Raw genomic sequence first — 18,348 nt, 5'->3', positions numbered from 1 at the left:
TGGTCGCTTCAGGCATTGTTTGTTAAAACCGCGCCGCACGCAACGCAACAGAAACGGGCAGGGCGCCAAACCCTGCTGGATTGGGAGAAACTTCATGATTTCACGCCGTACCGCGCTGGGCCTGATCGGGTCGGGGATTTCGACATTCGCGATCGGCCGCGCTTCCGCTGCCGACTATCCGGCGCGGCCGGTGCGCTGGATCGTGGGTTATCCGCCGGGCGGCGCCACCGACATCATCGCGCGCTTGGTCGGGCAGCGGCTGTCGGAGAGGCTCGGGCAGCAATTCGTGATCGAGAACAAGCCGGGCGCCGGCAACAATATCGGCACCGAGGCGGCGATCAATGCCGAGCCGGACGGCTACACCGTGCTGCTGGTCAATCCGGCCAATTACATCAACGCCTCGCTTTACGCCAATCTGAAGTTCAACTTCGTGCGCGACGTCGCGCCGGTTGCTTCCTTCAATCGCGTGCCGAACGTGATGACCGTCAACAAGGACGTGCCGGCCAAGACCGTCGCCGAGTTCATCGAATATGTGAAGGCCAATCCCGGCAAGGTGAACATGGCCTCTTCCGGCAACGGCACCTCGGTGCATCTCTCCGGCGAGATGTTCATGGCGATGACCGGCTGCAAGATGCAGCACGTGCCGTATCGCGGCGCCGCGCCCGCGATCACCGACATGCTCGGCGGCCAGGTGCAGGTGATCTTCGACAACATGCCCTCGATCATCCAGCACATCCGCTCCGGCGCGCTGCGCGCGCTGGCTGTGACGTCAACGGAGCGATCCTCGCAACTGCCCGATGTTCCGTCGGTTGCCGAAACCGTAAAGGGCTACGAGGCGAGCGCGCTGTTCGGCATGGGCGCGCCGAAGAACATGCCGAAGGAAGTTATCGCCAAGCTCAACACCGAGATCAACGCCGTGCTCGCCGAACCCGACATGAAGAAGCGCCTGGTCGAGCTCGGCGGCGATCCGCTGATCCAGACGCCGGAAGCCTTCGGTAACGACATCAAGGCCGAAACCGACAAGTGGAAGAAGGTGGTCGAGTTCGCCGGCCTCAAGGTCGAGTAGGCCTCGCAAGAGGCGCGATGCTGGATCGCGCGGGACAAACGTGGCCCGCGTGGTACAGCCGGTCCCTGGCCGAAGCCGGTTTCGTCGGCCTTGACGCGGAATAAAATGACCTTCAGGAACCTTATCAAAGATGCCGCACCTGGCTAACTGCGGCGTCCGAGGAGCCGGATCATGCGCGCATCGGGATTGGCAATGCTTGTTCTGGGAACGATGACGCTCGCAGGCGCGGCGAGTATCACGCCCGCTTCCGCCGATCCTTATGACTACCCATGGTGCGCGCAGGGCCCGAGCCTGGGTTATCCCGGCGAATGCGCTTACCGGACCTACCAGCAATGCCTCGCGAGCGTGTCCGGCCGCTATCTCTATTGCGGCGAGAATCCGCGCTTCCTGTTCAGCGAACCGCCGCCGCCACCACCGGGCCGCTATCAGCGTCGGCACCGGACCGTTTATCCCGACTAGCGTTGCGGCATCACCGCAAGGCAGTCTGTCGCCACTGTTCCTGACGTTCGTCCCTCGCGTCGGGTCCATGCTGACGTGATCGTGAAGCCGCGCACTTGACGTCACGCCGTTTGCGCCTATACTAAACCACATGGTGAAGTATCAGGATGAGACGCTGGACCGCACCTTTGCGGCGCTTTCCGATCCCACCCGTCGCGCGCTGCTGGCGCGGCTCGGCGACCAGGAAAGCCTGTCGGTGAGCGAGCTGGCGCAGCCATTCGCGATGTCGCTGCCGGCGATCATGAAGCATCTCGACGTGCTCACCGATGCGGGTCTCGTCGCGCGCGAAAAGACCGGCCGCACGGTGGCGTGCCGGCTCACCGCACGGCCGATGGAGCAGGCGATGAACTGGCTCAATCGCTATGCGCAATTCTGGTCCGACAATCTCGATCGCCTTGCCGCCTTTGTGGAGGAAGAACCATGGCAAACCAATCCGCAGTCGCCGCCGACGCCGGCCTCGCCGCGCGCCCAAGCCTCACCCTCACGCGGCGCCTCCGCGCGCGGCCGGAAAAAGTCTACGCCGCGTGGACCGAGCCGGAAAATCTAGCGCAGTGGTTCGGACCGGGTGGGGTCAAGCCGGCCACGACGCGTGCGGAGCTCGATGTCCGCGTCGGCGGACGCTATCGCATCGGATTCATCGGCACCAACGGCGAATATCACGAGGTCGGCGGCGTCTATCGTGAGGTGGTGCCGAACGAGAAGCTGGTGTTCAGCTGGGCCTGGCATTCGACGCCCGAACGCGAATCCGAGGTAACGATATCGATCAAGCCCGATGCCGGCGGTACGTTGCTCACCTTCCATCACGCGCAGTTCGTCGATGAGACCGCCCGCGACAACCACCAGCGCGGCTGGACCGCATTCCTCGGCAATCTGGAAAGCTTCGTCGACGCCTGACCTGCAAAGGAGCATCCCATGCAACAGCACATGATCGTCTCGCGTGAAGAATGGATCGCAGCCCGCAAGGCGCTGATGGCCGGTGAGAAGGAACTGACCCAGGCCCGCGAAGCGCTCAGCCGGCAGCGCCGCGAACTGCCCTGGGTCAAGGTCGACAAGGACTATGTGTTCGACGGGCCGGGCGGCAAAATGACGCTCGGCGATCTCTTCAAGGGCAGGCCGCAACTCGTGGTGCAGCATGTGATGTTCGCGCCGGAGTGGGACGCGGCGTGCAAGAACTGCTCGTTCTGGGCCGACGGTTTCGAGCGCATGGTTCCGCATCTCGCCGCACGCGACACCACGATGATCGCGATTTCGCGGGCGCCGCTCGTCAAGCTCGACGCATTCAAGGCGCGGATGGGCTGGACCTTCGATTGGGTCTCCTCGGGAGAGAGCGACTTCAACTACGATTACGGCGTGTCGTTCACGCAAGGGCAGATCGATGCGGAGGACGCGAAATACAATTATGGAACGACGCCGCTCTATGGTCCCGAACTGCCCGGCATCAGCGTGTTCTTCCGCGATGAGACAGGGAGCGTGTTCCACACTTACTCGACCTTCGCGCGCGGCCTCGACATGATGAATGCCGCCTATCACTATCTCGACCTGACGCCGCTCGGCCGCCACGAGGAAGGATTGCCCTATCCGATGGATTGGGTGCGGCTACGTGACCAGTACCAACCGGCGCCGGTTCAGGCATCCTGCTGTCACTCCTGATCGTCATTGCGAGGGGCTCTCGACAAAATTGCGGAGCAATTTTGCGCGGAAGCGACGAAGCAATCCATCTTCAGCGTTTGGAGAGATGGATTGCATCGCTGGCGCTCGTAATGACAGGGAGCCCAAACAGCAGGAAACCGCCCAATGCCTTACGTCGATGGATTCATCGTCGCCGTGCCGAAGAAGAAACTCAAAGCCTATGCGCAACTCTCGAAGAAGGCCGGCAAGGTCTGGCGCGAGTATGGCGCACTGGATTATCGCGAATGGGTCGCCGACGACGTCAAGCCAGGCAAGCTGACCTCATTTCCGCAGAGCGTGAAACTGAAGGCCGGCGAAACCGTCGTGTTTGCCTGGATCACCTACAAGTCGCGCGCCCAGCGCGACCGGATCAACGCCAAGGTGATGGCCGATCCGCGCCTGGCATCGATGAGCATGGGTGACGTGCCGTTCGACGGCAAGCGGATGATCTATGGCGGCTTCGCCAGCCTGGTGAAGGTCTGACGCGGCACGGTTTCGCCGCAATCCGCGCAGTAACCAGCTGTTAAACATCACGCTCGGCAAGCCGCGCGATGCCGCTTGCGTTTACTTGGTGATCCCGTATACTTTGCAATACAAAGTTCGGGCGAATCATGCGTGACCTCGACAAGGCGTTGGCCGATATCCTCGCCATCCGCAGCCAGATTGCGGCCGGAACGGCGTTCCGCGGCTACGGTCCGGCAACCGTCGCCGCCACCAGCGGCATCGCGCTGGTCACGGCGCTTGCGCAATATCTCTGGCTCGCCGATCCCACCGCTCATCCGATCGCGTTCCTCGCAGGCTGGGCGGCGGCCGCGTTGGTCTCCGCCGTGCTGATCTGGATCGAGATGCAGGCGCGCTCGCGGCGGCATCATTCCGGCCTTGCGGACGCGATGGTCCAGCAGGCGATCGAGCAGTTCGTTCCCGCGGCGATCGCCGGCGTGCTGCTCGCGATCCTGCAATGGAAGTTCGCGCCCGAGACGTTGTGGATGCTGCCCGGCCTGTGGCAGGTGCTGGTCAGCCTTGGCGTGTTCGCTTCGGTCCGCCTGCTGCCGCGCACGATCGCGCTCGGCGGCGCCTGGTATTTCCTGTCGGGCTTCACGGTGCTCTTGATCGCAAGCCAGAGCCACGCGCTGTCGCCCTGGACCATGGGACTGCCATTCGCGATCGGCCAGTTGCTGCTCGCAGCGCTGCTCTATTTCGCTTCCGGAGGCCATGATGCCGAAGACTGACCTGACCACCGCGCCGTTCGCCTATGACGGCCTCGACCGCGTCATCCACGAGAAGGCGCGGCTCGGCCTGCTGACCTCGCTGATGGCGCATCCGAAGGGGCTCGCCTTTGCCGATCTCAAGCAGCTCTGCGGCCTGACCGACGGCAACCTCAGCCGGCACCTCCAGGTGCTGCAGGAGGCCGGTCTCGTCGACGTCATCAAGGGCTATGAAGGCAATCGTCCGCACACCACCTGCCGCCTGACCAAGAGCGGTCGTCGCCGCTTCCTCGACTATCTCGCCGTGCTCGAGCAGCTGGTGCGTGACGCGGCCAAGGCCGCCGGCACGGCCGAGAGGGCCGCCGGCACGGCAGAAAAGGCCGCCGGCAAGGACGACCGCGCAGCTGGCCGCCTCGGTATCCAGCCGGTTTGAACCATCTCATTTTGTCCGGAGACTTTGTGATGCAAAGTAACGTCGCGCTCAAGCCGGAAGCCGCCTTCAGGCTCCATGTCGGCATCATCATGGATGGCAATGGCCGCTGGGCAACGCGGCGCGGCCTGTCACGGCTGCGCGGACACGAGGCCGGCGTCGAGGCGATCCGCCGCATCGTCGAGGCCGCGCCGGACCAGGGCGTCGGCACGCTGACGCTCTACGCCTTCTCGAGCGATAATTGGCGCCGTCCGAAGGCCGAGGTCGCGGCACTGATGGGGCTGCTGCGCTTCTATCTCGCCAACGAGATCGCTGCGCTGGTGCGCAACGGCGTTCGCCTCACCGTGATCGGCCGCCGCGACCGGCTGCCCGACGGCATCGCCGCCGCGATCACGCGCGCCGAGGCCGAGACCGCCGGCGGCACCACGCTGCATCTGCGCATCGCGATCGATTATTCGGCGCGCGACGCCATCCTGAACGCCGCCGCGCGCGCGGCCGGCGCCGGCGAGCTCAGCCGCGAGACGTTCTCCGATCTCATTACCGGCGAGGCCGGGCTGCGCGACGTCGACCTGATCATCCGCACCTCGGGCGAGAAGCGGCTGTCGGACTTCCTGCTCTGGGAGGGCGCTTATGCCGAGCTGCATTTCACCGAGCGGATGTGGCCCGAATTCGATGCCGACGATCTCGCCGACGCACTCGGCTCCTTCCATCGCCGCGAGCGCCGCTTCGGCGGACTGACCGCGATCGCGCCGGCGGAGGTGCCGAACCTCTAACGCGTCAAGCCGCGCCAACTGCTCTATTCCTAAAGCCCGGCCGGGGGGTTGGGCTCTCTCTCACAAGATGCGGGGACGAACGATCACGCCAACCAAAGCGGGAGCGATCATCCATGCGCATTCTTCTCATCAACGTGCCGCATCCGGCGATCGGCAGCCGGATCCCCGACGACCATCTGCCGCCACTCGGCCTGCTGTCGATCGGCGGGCCGCTGATCGATGACGGCCACGACGTTGGTCTTATCGATGCTGAGTTCGGGCCGATGCCGGTCCAAGCCATCGTGGCGGAGGCATCGAGATTTGCACCGGATGCGGTGCTGTTCGGCCATTCCGGCTCGACGGGCCATCCTGTCATCGCCGAGGTGGCGCAGGCGATCGTCAAGGCCGTGCCCGGTGTGCGGATCGTCTATGGCGGCGTGTTTCCGACCTATCACTGGCGCGACATCCTGCGCGAGGAGCGCTACATCACCGCGATCGTGCGCGGCGAGGGCGAAGAGACGGCGCGGCGTCTGATGCGAGCGCTGGAGGCCGGCGAGGATCTCCGTATCATCAACGGCATCGCATTCCGTGACGATTACGGGCCGCGCGTGACGCCGCCTGCGCCTGTCATCCGTGACCTCGATGCCTATCGCGTCGGCTGGGAATTGATCGATCACGCGCGCTACAGCTATTGGGGCGGGCTGCGTGCCGTCGTCGTGCAATTCTCGCGCGGCTGTCCGCATCTCTGCAATTACTGCGGCCAGCGCGGCTTCTGGACGCGGTGGCGGCGCCGCGATCCCGTGCGCTTTGCGAAGGAGCTGGCGCGGCTCCATCGCGAGCACGGCGTCAAGGTGATCAATTTCGCCGACGAGAATCCGACCGTCTCGAAGAAGGCGTGGCGGGCCTTTCTCGAGGCCCTGATCGCGGAGGATGTCGATCTGATCCTGGTCGGCTCGACCCGCGCCGACGACATCGTGCGCGACGCCGATATCCTGCATCTCTACAGGAAGGCGGGCTGGCAGCGCTTCCTGCTCGGCATGGAGAACACCGACGAGAAGACGCTGGAGCTGATCCGCAAGGGCGCGACCACCACGATCGATCGCGAAGCCATCCGTTTGATGCGCCAGCACGGCATCCTGTCGATGGCGACGTGGGTGGTCGGCTTCGAGGAGGAGACCGATCGCGATCATTGGCGTGGTCTCAGGCAGCTGTTGTCCTATGATCCCGACCAGATCCAGATGCTCTACGTCACGCCGCATCGCTGGACGCCGTATTTCCGTCTCGCGGCGGAGCGGCGCGTCATCCAGACCGATCGCAGGCTCTGGGACTACAAGCATCAGGTGCTGGCGACCCGGCACATGCCGCCATGGCGCGTGCTGCTCTGGTTCAAGTTCACCGAGATGGTGCTGCAGTGCCGCCCGAAGGCGCTGCTCCGCGTGCTGCTCCACCGCGACGCCGGACTTCGTCACGCGATGCGCTGGTACACGCAGATGGGCCGCCGGGTCTGGCCGCACGAAATCCTCGGCTTCCTGCGCGACAAGAGGCTGAAGAACGGGCCCACCGTGCAGGAATTTTGGGGCGCGCCGCAGGATATGGAGGAGGAATCGATGTCGTCGCACCGGCCCGAGCGCCGCGTCGGCACATCACGCGCGGCGTAAGTCGATACCGTCTTGTCGGGTTCTGGATATCTGGCGCTGATGACTGGACGCCTCAGTCATCAGCGCGATAATTTCCAGGTCGGCTGCGCAGAACAAAAAGAACCGTGGCGGTCGAGGCGTCGAGTTGAGCATACAGGTTGCGATCTTAAAAATATTGGCCAGTCACGTCCGCGGCAAAGCCACAATCAATTCACTTAAGCACGATCTCGCCGTGCTCTCATCGAGCGGCGACGATTGGCATGCGCGGATCAAACGTCTGGCGTCGCGGGTCCCCGAACTCGACATCTTTAGCCATGGCTATGTGCTCCGTGACGTCGAAGGCTGGGAGATCACATCGGCCGGTCGCGAGTTCCTGCGTGCACTGGAAGCGGTCACGCAAGACAATCTGCCGTCCGCGCCATCGGCCGATACCGTAATCCGCGCCGAGGGCAGGCTGATCGTGGTCGGTCACCGCTTCAAGAATCGGGTGCGGGCACCGAGTGATCCCGAACAGAGCACATTGGCGCGCCGCCGGCCGATCCGCGAGCCGCATTGAACCTCACTGCGCTGCCCGCGACCTACCTTCGGGACGTGGCTCCGGAGGTCGCAAATGACTGCTTTGGCTCAATCGATCGCACGCGCGTTTCCGGCCAATTCGCTTCGGAGCAGCATCGCCCGGCATCTCCTGCTGTTCGCCTTGGCGGTCCTGCTCGTCGCGGCGCTCAGGGCAGGCTACGGCCTCGATCTCAGCGCCGGTCTCTTTTAGCCGCGCGACAAATTATCCGGCGGCAAGTCATATCGGGTTAACCGGACCGGGGTAGCCAGGCGCACACTCTCCTTGCATCTCGAACCCGGGCCGGTTTTCCATGGATAAGCCGATGCGCTGCCAGTGCGGCAGGACGCGAACCATTGTGCTCGACAAGCATTTCCGCACCGCGCTGGTATGCCCGAAATGCGATGAAGTTCAGCCGGCCGGGCCGGCGAGGGCGGAGGAACGGGTGTTAGCCGCACGCTAACGCGGTCGTGTTCGGCGCCGAAACCCGCTAGGTTCCGTCCGACGAAACGGACCAAAGCGAAACCCGATGCCGCAGCCTTCCGACACCGCCGCCATCACCCTTGCCGACATACGCCGTGCCGCGGATGTGATCCGGGATGCGGTCATGGTCACGGCCTGCAACGAGAGCCGCACGCTGGGCGAGATCTGCGGCTGCCGCCTGTTCCTCAAATTCGAGAACCTGCAATTCACAGCGACCTTCAAGGAGCGCGGCGCGCTGAATCGTCTGCAGGCGCTTTCGCCCGCGGAACGGAAGCGCGGCGTGATCGCGATGTCGGCCGGCAATCACGCCCAGGGCGTGGCCTATCACGCCAAGCGGCTCGGCATCCCCGCCACCATCGTGATGCCGATCGGCACGCCAATGGTGAAGATCGAGAACACCAGGCGGCACGGCGCCGAGGTCATCATCACCGGGCAGACGCTGGAAGAATGCTTCGCGTTCGTTGGCTCGCATGCTGCGCAGAAGGGCCTGATCCTGATCCATCCCTATGACGATCCGCTGATCATTGCAGGGCAAGGCACGATCGGACTGGAAATGCTCGCGACGGTGCCGGAGCTCGATATCCTGGTGGTACCGATCGGCGGCGGCGGGCTGATCTCGGGCATCGCCACGGCCGCGAAGGCACTGAAGCCGTCGATCCAGGTCGTCGGCGTGCAGGCCCAGCTCTATCCGTCAATGTACAATGCGGTCAAAGGCGAGCAGCTGCCGATGCGCGGCGACACCCTCGCCGAGGGCATTGCGGTCAAGGCGCCCGGGCAGATCACCACGAAAATCGTGCGCGAGCTCGTTGACGACATCATCCTGGTCAGCGAGGACCAGATCGAGCGCGCGGTCGCGACCCTGATCTCGATCGAAAAGACGGTGGTCGAAGGCGCCGGCGCCGCCGGTCTCGCGGCGGTGCTCGCAGCTCCCGAGCGCTTTGCGGGCAGCTCAGTCGGCCTGGTGCTGACCGGCGGCAATATCGACACCAGGCTGATTGCCTCGGTCCTGACCCGCGAGCTCGCGCGCGAGGGACGACTGACGCAACTGGCGCTCGACATCGTCGACCGGCCCGGACAGCTCGCGGCGGTGTCGATCCTGCTTGCCGATGCCGGCGCCAACATCATCGAGGTCTCGCATCAGCGCACCTTCTCCGATCTTCCGGCGAAGGCGACGCTGCTCGAGCTCGTGATCGAAACCCGCGACCGCGCCCATCTGGAGGAGGTGTTGGCAAGGCTCAGCGCCGAAGGATTCGCGGTGCGGGAGAGTTAGCTGTCAGACTGCTTGACCGTCATCCTGAGGCGCGAGCGGAGCGAGCCTCGAAGGATGAATCGGCCACCAGCCGGGCCGTGCATCCTTCGAGACGCGCGCAAGTGCGCGCTCCTCAGGATGACGGATTTCAATGGGCGAACTAACCCTCGTTGTCCCCCGCCGCCAGCTCGGCGAGCTTCGCGATGGTGTTGATGTTGCGCGCGGTGCCCTTGGCGGCGGCGGGGATCTTCAGCTTCGAGCGGCCCATGCCGCTGCCATAGGCGACATAGATCTCGCGCTTGCCGAGCCGCACCTCTTCGTCCTGCTGGCCCTTGATGTCCTTCAAGGCGTCCTTGGGCGGCGGCTCGTCGAGGAAGATCGCGACAGTATAGTTCGGCGGCGCTTTCGGAAACGGATTGGCCTTCAGCACCGCGGCGATCTCGTCCGCGCTGCGGACGGCGACGCCGACCGGCTTGCCGGCATAGGCCTGCAGCCGCCGCTCCAGCGTCGCCTTGACCTTGGCCGCGCCGAGCTTCGAGGAGAACACGACATTGCCGCTGGCGATATAGGTCTGCGCGTCGGCAAATCCCTCATCGCCGCACATTGCCTTCAACTCGGTCATCGGTAGCTTGCCGGTGCCGCCGACATTGACCGCGCGCAGCAGGGCGACATAACGCGGCATCGACTAGCCGTCGGTTTTCTTCTTCGCAGGCTTCTTGGCCGGCGGCGGCTCTTCCATCGCCTTCTTCATGGCGCGCGCATAGGCGTCGGCGGCGTTCTCGGCCGAATTCTGCAACCGCTTGGCGGTCGCGGTTGCGTTCAGCATCGTGCTCTTGGCCAGGAAGCGGAAGCGCGCCTTGGTCTCCTTGTCCTTGGCCTTGGCGGCGCGCGTGACCCAGACGGCCTGGCGTTTCTTGGCAGCCGCCATCACGGCCTTGGTCTGCGCTTTTGCGGTTTGCCGGATGACGGCGTCGAGGTCGGCTTCGGCCATTCAGTTGCACTCATTGACTGGACATGCGCCGGGGCGGGCGCACGGAGGGAGGGGAGCTACCCCTAGCGTAACCGGTGCCGTTTGAACATGCGATCGTTTTGCGAATTCCCGGAGGATCGCATCGACCCCTGCACCGAGGCTTGCGCGGCGTGCGCTAGTCTCCTGACGACCCCGGCGGCACCTTCGCGCCGGCGAGCAGTCTGGCCAGCTCCACCTGCCGGCCCAGTCCGGTCTTGGCCAGCACCGCCTTGAGCTGGTTGCGCACCGTTTCGCGGGAGATGCCGAAAGCGCCCGCGATTGCCTCGACGGTGCGTCCTTCGCCAATGCCGCGCGCCACACGCGCCTCCGCCGGCGTCAGGTCGAACAGGCCCTGCAGCACTTCCGCGGTCGGCACCTCGGCCGGCACCACCGGCGTCACGATCACGATCGCCGCCGCGCGGTCGAACAGGTCACGCGCCGCGCCGTGGATCGGGACCAGATGCACGATCAGCGGCGGCCGATCCTCCTGCGCCGCGATCGGCACCGAGCGCACCTCCACGCTGATCAGTCCCTGATCAAGCGCGGCCAGCGCCTGGGCGAACAGCGTGTCGGCAGTGGTCGCCGCCAGCGTCAGGCGCTCGCCGCGATCCTGCATCACGTCGGGCACCAGGCGGTTGAACAGCGTGTTGGCCGTCATCAGACGGCCGCCGCGCCGCAGCACTGCCGCGGGCAGGCCGAGCATCGCCAGCGATTCGGTTGCCGCCCTGGCGCGCTCCATCCCGAGCCGCGCCGACAGCAGCGCGGCACGCGCCAGATGCGGCCGCAGCGCGTCGAGCTGCTCGATCGCTTCGCGCTCGATCGGCCCGTGCTGGTATTCGCGCTCGACGCTGTAGATCAGCACGTCGCCGCTCGGCACCGGGATCGCAGTACCGGCGCCCCATCCGAGCCCGCGCGGGCGGAAGAATTCGCGGATCTGGAAATCCTGCTGCACCTCCTCGGGCGTATCGAAAACGTCGATGTCGCGCAGGAAGCCGGCATGGTTGGCCGCGAGCAGGCGCGGCAATCGCCCGTTGCGCTCGTGCCAGCCGCCCTCGACATAGGCCACCGTGTCGTCGTGCATGTCGGGCGACGCGACCCAGCGGACGTCGTGTGGGGCCGCCGTCAGCAGCACGATACCGCGCGCACGCGCGATTGCACCGACCTGATGCAGGACATTCGGCCACAATTCGGGGACGACCGCGGCCTCATAGGCCAGTTCAATCAGATGCTCGTGCAGGTCGTTCGCCATCGGTCATCCCAAAAACCGTTGTTGCCCAATAGATAAACCCATCGACCCCGGAAATATTGCGTAGAGTAATTCGGCCCAACCCACGAGTCCGGGTTATTCCGGTGCGCGTTCACGCGCATCAGGAGGGAATTCCGACGTTTTCGCCGCCTCTTCTTCGCGATTTTCGCGCGGCGGCCGGGGTCTCGCTCGCTCGGCTGCGATCCGGCGCGCGGCCGCCGGCGCACGGACGACGAAGGCGAAGCTCGATGCCAGGTCGGCGGGGCGGCCCCATGACTTGATAGAGACTTGATGAAGACTCGATAATCAGGGCCTGACGATCATCGCCGCGCGCGGCAAAATCGAAGCTACGTGACAGATGGAAACATTCCGAAGCATCCCGAAACCGGATTGGCATGACTGGCGCTGCGCCAAGCCCGCCGGCGTCACACATTTGCAACGTTGCACGCGATCGTTCGAGCATGAACATCCTTTAATTTGTATCCGCGCAATCCGTGGCGCCAGCTAGGGCATGATCCGGAAAAGTGCGAAGCGGTTTTTCGAAAAGGATCATGCCTAACGGGCGGCCTAAGGCGCGATGACGATTCAAACCGGGTCTGATCGCGCTTTTTAAGCGGCCACCTCTGACATTCATGCGAGCCATCGTCGGCTCGGGGAGGGCCGATGATCAGCCGCAGGGCGCTTTCCGGATTGTTGATGACGCTGGTCGGCCCCTCGTCGCGGGCCGGCAGCGATAGGCTGGCGCTGGGCCATTGCCAGGGATCATGCGCGAATGTCGACTTGCCGACCCTTGGCTACGATCAGTTCTGCCGGTCGTTGTTCGATATCGCGGCAAGCGGCAGGCTGCATGCGGTCGCAACCGGTTCGGAGATTCGCGGAGAGATGCGATCTCTGTTCCGGGCGCGGCGGCTTTATCGGCCGTCGCGTGACGAGATCCGGGTGCTCTGGCGCGCGCCGGCGGATGGCTTCTCGGTCGTGAAGGTCGAGTTCGATCTGGAATGCGGCGTGCCGGTGCGCGGATGTCTTGGAATTCCCGACGGAGAATTCAAGGGGTTGATCCTGCTCGGCCACGGCATGGCGAGCACGCCGGAGCGCTGCTTCGACGATGCCGACAAGGACTACATGAACGCGCTCGGCAAACGGCTATGTCGGGACGGTTACGTCGTCTGGTGTCCTTACATCGTCCAGATCGGAAATCAGGAGAGCCAGAACAACATCGCCGCGATGCTGGCATCTCACGGCATCTCCGCCCACAACGTGTCATGCGCATCGCTCGACGCCGGCGAAATCGTTTGCAGGAAGCTCACCGGCGTGTCGGGTTTGAATGTCGGCGTCTACGGGGTGTCCTGGGGCGCCTTTCTCGCGCTGCATCTGGAAGCCGCGACGGGGCAGATGCGGCCGACTGTCGTGTCCGGATATATGCGCGACGAGAAGAGGTTCCTGATGTCATCCGTGATCACCAGGAATCTCGGCGTCGAACTTGCGGCTTACATTCATTTCAGCAACGGCCGCGCCAAGTACGCCGGCGCGGAGCTGGCGTACTTGCTCTGCCCGTGCCCGCTGTTCGTCGAGATCGGGAGCCGTGACGGTGCAAACGCGCTGGAACTTGGGCGGGATGAAAAGTTTTCTCAAATGCAGTCGGTCTACGCATCGTCAGGCCATCCGCATTTGATCGACATGGACATCTTTGACGGTGTGCACGAGGTCAGCGGCAAGCGCGCGCGGCCGTGGCTATCCGAACGTCTGGCGTCGCCAGCCTATCAAGACACCTCTGGCTTGAAGAACGCCATCGCGTTGTGAGCGCAGCCTGACCTCGAGGGTACCGAGAGTGCGCTCGTGTGGGATCACATTGACGGGAGCTTTCGGCGACGGCGGCATGCACTGAGCCGGTCCGCGCGGCCGCAATGGCTGTGTCATGGTGGCGTCGCAGCGCTTCACAAAGCTGGCTGTCGTCGGGATCGGCGCAACGATCGCGATCAGCTTACAGCATTGTCGGATTGGCCGCGTTATGATCTGCTGCAACGCACTGCCCATCCTGACCTTCGGGTCTGAGGGAACTCGACGTCATATCCGTCTCGTAGCGTCTGTTGGTAGCCGAAGGGTTGGACTGCATGAGTGGTACGGAACGCATGCTCGGTGGCTTGGCAGGGTTTTTCGTATCGGCGGGACTAATGGCGGCGGGAGTATCGGCGGCCCATGCCCAGGCGGGGCCGCCCGGGCCTCCTGCCGTGGGCGTGTTCGAGGCGGTGAAGCGGCCGATCACCGAAACCAATGAATTTCTCGGACGCATCGAAGCCCCCAACCGCGTCAACGTGGTGGCGCGTGTGACCGCGTTCCTGGACAAGCGGAACTTTGTCGAGGGCTCCGAGGTCAAGGCCGGTGATCTCTTGTATCAACTCGAGCGCGGACCGTTCGAGGCCGATCTCGCATCGAAGAAGGCACAGGTCGCCCAATTGCAGGCGACGCTGGTCAACGCCAAGCTGACCACCGATCGCGCCAAGGCCCTGATGGGCGGCCCGGCCGGCCAGCAATCCAATGTTGATGCGGCGGTCGCCAACCAGCAGAGCCTCGAGGCACAGGTGCAGGCCGCGCAGGCGCAGGTCGACCTGTCCCAGATCAATCTCGACTACACCATGATCCACTCGCCGATCGACGGCAGGATCGGACGCACCGCGGTCACCGAGGGCAACGTCGTGACGCCGAGCTCGGGAACCCTGACGACCATCGTCAGCCAGGACCCGATGTATGTCACCTTTCCCGTGCCGGTGCGCGAGGCGCTCGATCTGCGCGACCGTTATGCGACGCGCGGCGGCTTCAAGGCCGTCGTCATCCGCCTGCGGTTGCCGGACGGCCGGCTCTTCGACAAGACCGGCGAGCTGAATTTCGTCAACAACACGATCGCGCAGAACACCGATACCATCTCCCTGCGCGGCACCATCCCTAATCCGCCGACATATACCTCCGTCGCGGCCGGCGGCTCGCTCCGCGAACTCACCGACAATGAGTTCGTGACCGTTCTCCTCGAAGGCGTGCAGCCGGTCGAGGTGCTCGCGATCCCGCGTTCGGCGGTGCTGTCGGACCAGCAAGGCGAATATGTCTATGTCGTCGGCGCGGACAACAAGGCCGAGCAAAGGCGGATCCAGCTTGGGCAATCGACCGCAACGATTGCGGCGGTGACGGGCGGCATCTCGCTCGGCGACAAGGTCGTCGTCGAGGGGTTGCAGAAGGTCAAGCCGGGCGAGGTGGTGGCGCCGGGGCCCGTCAGCGCGCTGATCCAGTCGAGCATGAAGGTTTCGGCGGACAGCGGCGCGAGCAACACGCCGAAATCGACGGGCAATAACCCATGATTTCTGCCGTCTTCGTCGATCGTCCGCGGCTTGCGATCGTCATCGCGTTCGTGATCACGATCGCGGGCGCGCTGGCGCTGATGCAGATTCCGGTCGCGCAGTTCCCGGACATCGTGCCGCCGCAGGTCACGGTCTCCGCCGTGTTCCCCGGCGCATCGGCCGAAGTGGTGGAATCGAGCGTCGCCCAGCCGCTGGAAGCGCAGGTCGTGGGCGTCGACAAGATGCTCTACATGAAGTCGACCAGCGGCAACGACGGCAGCTACACGCTGACGGTCTCCTTCGCGCTCGGCACCGATCCCGATATCAACACCGTCAACGTCAACAACCGCGTGCAGAGCGCGCTCGCGCAATTGCCGACCGAGGTGCAGGCGCAGGGCCTGACCGTGCAGAAGAAATCCTCGGCGGTGCTGCAATTCATCGTGCTGTACAGCAAGAGCGGCGATCAGGATCCGCTGTTCATCACCAACTACGCCATCATCAACGTGCTGGACGCGATCTCGCGCACGCCTGGTGTCGGACAGGCCTCGCTGTTCGCGAAGCTGAACTACTCGATGCGGATCTGGTTCGACACCCAGCGCCTGACCAGCCTCAACCTGGCGCCGTCGGACGTGATCGCCGCGATCAGGGCGCAAAGTGTGCAGGCGCCGGTCGGCCGCATCGGCGCGCGTCCGATCAGCAATGACCAGCAGTTCCAGTTCAATGTGCAGACGCAGGGCCGCCTGACGACATCCAAGCAGTTCGGCGACATCGTGCTGCGGGCCAATCCGGATGGCTCGGTGCTGCGGATCAGGGACGTTGCTCGTGTCGAGATCGGCGCGCAGAACATGGATTCGGAGTCGCGGATCGACGGCAATCCCGGCGTGCCGATGGGCATCTATCTCGCGCCTGGCGCCAATGCCGTGACCACGGCCAAGGCGGTGCAGGCCACGCTTGCGCGGCTGTCGGAGCGGTTTCCGCCGGGGCTGACCTATCTCGTACAGTACGACTCCACCACCTTCGTGTCCGATACGATCAAGGAGGTGATGAAGACGCTCGGCGAAGCCTTCGTGCTCGTCGTGATCGTGGTGTTCCTGTTCCTCGGCAATCTGCGCGCCACGGTGATCCCCGCGGTCGCGGTTCCGGTCAGCCTGATCGGCGCCTTCGCGGTGCTGCTGGCGCTCGGCTATTCCGCCAATACGGTCTCGCTGCTGGCGATGGTGCTGGCGATCGGCATCGTGGTCGACGACGCCATCGTCGTGGTCGAGAACGTCGAGCGCGTCATGGAGGAGGAGCCCGAGCTGTCGCCGGCCGACGCCACCAAGAAGGCGATGGCGCAGATCACGGCGCCGATCATCGCGATCTCGCTGGTGCTGCTCTCGGTGTTCGTGCCGATCGCGTTCATCCCGGGCATTTCCGGCACGCTGTTCCGCCAGTTCGCGGTGACGATCAGCGCCGCGATGGTGATCTCGGCGCTGAATGCGCTGACCTTGTCGCCGGCACTGTGCGCCGTGTTCCTGCGCCACGGCGGGCCGCGCCGCGGCATCATGGGACGGGTGCTCGGCAGCATCGACTGGGTGCGCGACCGCTACGCCGGCGTGGTGCAACGGCTGGTTCGTGTGGCGGTGCTGTCACTGGTTGCGGTGCTGGTGTTTGCCGGCGCGGTGTTCGGCGTGTCGAAGATCACGCCGACCGGCTTCCTGCCCGAGGAGGATCAGGGCGCCTTCTTCATCGCGGTGCAATTGCCCGACGGCGCGTCGGTGGCACGCACCAGCGAGGTCACCAAGCAGGTCGAGGCACTCTTGAAGAAGAATCCGGCGATCGACCATGTGCTGTCGATCATCGGCTTCTCGCTACTCGACGGTGCCAGCGAGCCGAATTCGGCATTCATGGTGGCGCGCATGAAGGCGTTCGCCGATCGCAAGGCCGTCACCGACTCGGTGCAGGCTGCGATCGGGCAGACCTTCGTTGGGGGATCGCAGATTCGCCAGGCTTCGGTGCTGCCGTTCAACCTGCCGCCGATCATCGGGCTTTCGACCTCCGGCGGTTTCGAATATCAGCTCGAGGCGCTGGAGGGGCAGGATCCGGCTTCGCTCAGCAGCGTGATGGGCGGGCTGATCGGTGCTGCGAACCGCAATCCAAATCTGGCCCGCGTGTTCTCGACCTTCACCGCGACCAACCCGTCGGTCTATCTCGACATCGATCGCGCCAAGGCGCAGGCGCTCGGCCTCAACATGGCCGACGTCTTCACCGCGCTGCAGGCCACGCTCGGCGGCATCTACGTCAACAACTTCAACCTGTTCGGCCGCACCTGGCAGGTCAATGTGCAGGGCGATGCCGCCGATCGCCGCGACATTCCCGACATCTGGCAGATCTATGTGCGCAACAGCGGCGGCGAGATGGTGCCGATCCGTTCGATCGCAAGCCTGCGCATCGTGACCGGACCGCAGGTGATCACGCGCTACAACAATTATCGTTCGGTCACCGTGAACGGCAGCCCGGCGGCGGGCGTGTCCTCGGGCACCGCGATAGCGACGATGGCCGAGCTCTCCAAGTCGACGCTGCCTTCCGGCTATTCCTACGAGTGGACCGGCACGGCCTATCAGGAGCAGGCGGCCTCCGGCCAGACCGGCATCATTCTCGGCCTCGCGGTGCTGTTTGCCTATCTGTTCCTGGTCGCGCTGTATGAGAGCTGGACGATCCCGATTCCCGTGCTGCTATCGGTCACGGTCGGCGTGTTCGGTTCCTATCTTGCGATCAAGCTCGCGGGCCTCAACCTCGATCTCTACGGTCAGATCGGCCTCGTGGTGCTGATCGCGCTCGCCGCCAAGAACGGCATCCTGATCGTCGAGTTCGCCAAGGAGCAGCGCGAGGCCGGCAAGCCGATCGCGGAGGCCGCGACGATGGGCGCGCAAATGCGCTTCCGCGCCGTCATGATGACATCAATTGCCTTCATCCTCGGCCTGGTGCCGCTGGTGGTCGCGACCGGTGCCGCGGAAATCAGCCGCCGTGCGGTCGGCACCGCGGTGTTCGGCGGTATGCTCGCCGCAAGCTCGGTCGGCATCTTCCTGGTGCCGATGCTGTTCGTCACCTTCCAGGGCTGGCGCGAGGGTGTAAAGAACCGCTTCGGCAGACGGACCAAGGCGGAACAGCCTGCCTCGCATTAGATCCTGCCTAATCCCTTCGCGCATTAGGGAGGCGCGTGGGGCGGGTCTATGCTGCTGGCCTC

18 protein-coding genes and 1 pseudogene are annotated in these 18,348 nt (G+C 64.6%); 16 read left to right on the top strand and 3 right to left on the bottom strand.

Annotation, left to right across the window (positions count from 1 at the left end):
* The first annotated feature begins 94 nt into the window (after positions 1-94).
* The 13 genes and pseudogenes from J2R80_RS05455 to J2R80_RS05395 all read left to right on the top strand — a co-directional run bounded on the left by J2R80_RS05455 (position 95) and on the right by J2R80_RS05395 (position 9,562).
* On the top strand, positions 95-1,066 hold the full coding sequence (locus J2R80_RS05455) for a tripartite tricarboxylate transporter substrate binding protein (RefSeq protein ID WP_016843619.1): 972 nt from the start codon (positions 95-97) through the stop codon (positions 1,064-1,066).
* 171 nt (positions 1,067-1,237) lie between these two features.
* Positions 1,238-1,525 carry a DUF3551 domain-containing protein gene (locus J2R80_RS05450; protein WP_076824556.1) on the top strand — a complete coding sequence of 96 codons (288 nt, stop codon included), beginning with the start codon at positions 1,238-1,240 and terminating at the stop codon, positions 1,523-1,525.
* 130 nt (positions 1,526-1,655) lie between these two features.
* Positions 1,656-2,111, top strand: coding sequence for a helix-turn-helix transcriptional regulator (locus J2R80_RS05445; RefSeq protein WP_225162100.1), 456 nt, complete (start codon positions 1,656-1,658; stop codon positions 2,109-2,111).
* Positions 2,096-2,458, top strand: a pseudogene (locus J2R80_RS05440) (SRPBCC domain-containing protein); the annotation flags it as partial. The gene J2R80_RS05445 and the pseudogene J2R80_RS05440, both read left to right, overlap by 16 nt.
* An 18-nt stretch (positions 2,459-2,476) precedes the next feature.
* The gene (locus J2R80_RS05435; protein WP_253588320.1) at positions 2,477-3,214 is read left to right on the top strand and encodes a thioredoxin family protein; all 738 of its coding nucleotides are present in this window, start codon (positions 2,477-2,479) and stop codon (positions 3,212-3,214) included.
* A gap of 144 nt (positions 3,215-3,358) precedes the next feature.
* Positions 3,359-3,715 carry a DUF1428 domain-containing protein gene (locus tag J2R80_RS05430; RefSeq protein ID WP_028335567.1) on the top strand — a complete coding sequence of 119 codons (357 nt, stop codon included), beginning with the start codon at positions 3,359-3,361 and terminating at the stop codon, positions 3,713-3,715.
* A 128-nt stretch (positions 3,716-3,843) separates the two neighbouring features.
* Positions 3,844-4,461 carry a hypothetical protein gene (locus tag J2R80_RS05425; protein ID WP_057015349.1) on the top strand — a complete coding sequence of 206 codons (618 nt, stop codon included), beginning with the start codon at positions 3,844-3,846 and terminating at the stop codon, positions 4,459-4,461.
* Complete coding sequence (locus tag J2R80_RS05420) at positions 4,448-4,870, top strand: transcriptional regulator (protein WP_057015410.1); 423 nt, start codon at positions 4,448-4,450, stop codon at positions 4,868-4,870. The genes J2R80_RS05425 and J2R80_RS05420 overlap by 14 nt, the downstream gene beginning before the upstream one ends.
* A gap of 29 nt (positions 4,871-4,899) precedes the next feature.
* Entirely contained in the window at positions 4,900-5,640 is a 741-nt protein-coding gene (locus tag J2R80_RS05415) for a di-trans,poly-cis-decaprenylcistransferase (protein ID WP_057015350.1), read from the top strand.
* A 113-nt stretch (positions 5,641-5,753) separates the two neighbouring features.
* The gene (bchE, locus tag J2R80_RS05410; RefSeq protein ID WP_253638144.1) at positions 5,754-7,277 is read left to right on the top strand and encodes a magnesium-protoporphyrin IX monomethyl ester anaerobic oxidative cyclase; all 1,524 of its coding nucleotides are present in this window, start codon (positions 5,754-5,756) and stop codon (positions 7,275-7,277) included.
* Positions 7,278-7,488: 211 nt separating this feature from the next.
* The gene (locus J2R80_RS05405) at positions 7,489-7,812 is read left to right on the top strand and encodes an aminoacyl-tRNA deacylase (protein WP_225646649.1); all 324 of its coding nucleotides are present in this window, start codon (positions 7,489-7,491) and stop codon (positions 7,810-7,812) included.
* 54 nt (positions 7,813-7,866) lie between these two features.
* Positions 7,867-8,022, top strand: a complete 156-nt coding sequence (locus J2R80_RS05400) for a response regulator (RefSeq protein WP_307720376.1) — start codon at positions 7,867-7,869, stop codon at positions 8,020-8,022.
* A gap of 316 nt (positions 8,023-8,338) precedes the next feature.
* On the top strand, positions 8,339-9,562 hold the full coding sequence (locus J2R80_RS05395) for a threonine ammonia-lyase (protein ID WP_057015354.1): 1,224 nt from the start codon (positions 8,339-8,341) through the stop codon (positions 9,560-9,562).
* A gap of 139 nt (positions 9,563-9,701) precedes the next feature.
* Here the strand turns inward: J2R80_RS05395 and J2R80_RS05390 are convergent, their stop codons facing one another.
* The 3 genes from J2R80_RS05390 to J2R80_RS05380 form a co-directional block, all read right to left on the bottom strand.
* Positions 9,702-10,223 (bottom strand): DUF1697 domain-containing protein, encoded by a 522-nt coding sequence (locus J2R80_RS05390; RefSeq protein ID WP_253638143.1) that lies wholly within the window; start codon positions 10,221-10,223, stop codon positions 9,702-9,704.
* 3 nt (positions 10,224-10,226) lie between these two features.
* Positions 10,227-10,532, bottom strand: coding sequence for a hypothetical protein (locus J2R80_RS05385; protein ID WP_253638142.1), 306 nt, complete (start codon positions 10,530-10,532; stop codon positions 10,227-10,229).
* A 154-nt stretch (positions 10,533-10,686) separates the two neighbouring features.
* Complete coding sequence (locus tag J2R80_RS05380; protein WP_253638141.1) at positions 10,687-11,799, bottom strand: helix-turn-helix transcriptional regulator; 1,113 nt, start codon at positions 11,797-11,799, stop codon at positions 10,687-10,689.
* Between the two features lie 660 nt (positions 11,800-12,459).
* Between J2R80_RS05380 and J2R80_RS05375 the strand changes: the two genes are divergently transcribed.
* The 3 genes from J2R80_RS05375 (at position 12,460) to J2R80_RS05365 (ending at position 18,286) form a co-directional block, all read left to right on the top strand.
* Positions 12,460-13,596, top strand: coding sequence for a hypothetical protein (locus tag J2R80_RS05375; protein ID WP_253638140.1), 1,137 nt, complete (start codon positions 12,460-12,462; stop codon positions 13,594-13,596).
* 311 nt (positions 13,597-13,907) lie between these two features.
* Positions 13,908-15,143 (top strand): efflux RND transporter periplasmic adaptor subunit, encoded by a 1,236-nt coding sequence (locus J2R80_RS05370; RefSeq protein ID WP_375162555.1) that lies wholly within the window; start codon positions 13,908-13,910, stop codon positions 15,141-15,143.
* Positions 15,140-18,286, top strand: coding sequence for an efflux RND transporter permease subunit (locus tag J2R80_RS05365; protein WP_225646657.1), 3,147 nt, complete (start codon positions 15,140-15,142; stop codon positions 18,284-18,286). The genes J2R80_RS05370 and J2R80_RS05365 overlap by 4 nt, the downstream gene beginning before the upstream one ends.
* Positions 18,287-18,348: the final 62 nt, after the last annotated feature.

Origin of the sequence: Bradyrhizobium sp. USDA 4541 (genome assembly GCF_024171085.1) — a bacterium.
GTDB classification, from domain to species: Bacteria; Pseudomonadota; Alphaproteobacteria; order Rhizobiales; family Xanthobacteraceae; genus Bradyrhizobium; species Bradyrhizobium australafricanum.
Note: the sequence above shows the minus strand (reverse complement) of the source record. Positions and strands in the feature narration are given on the sequence as shown.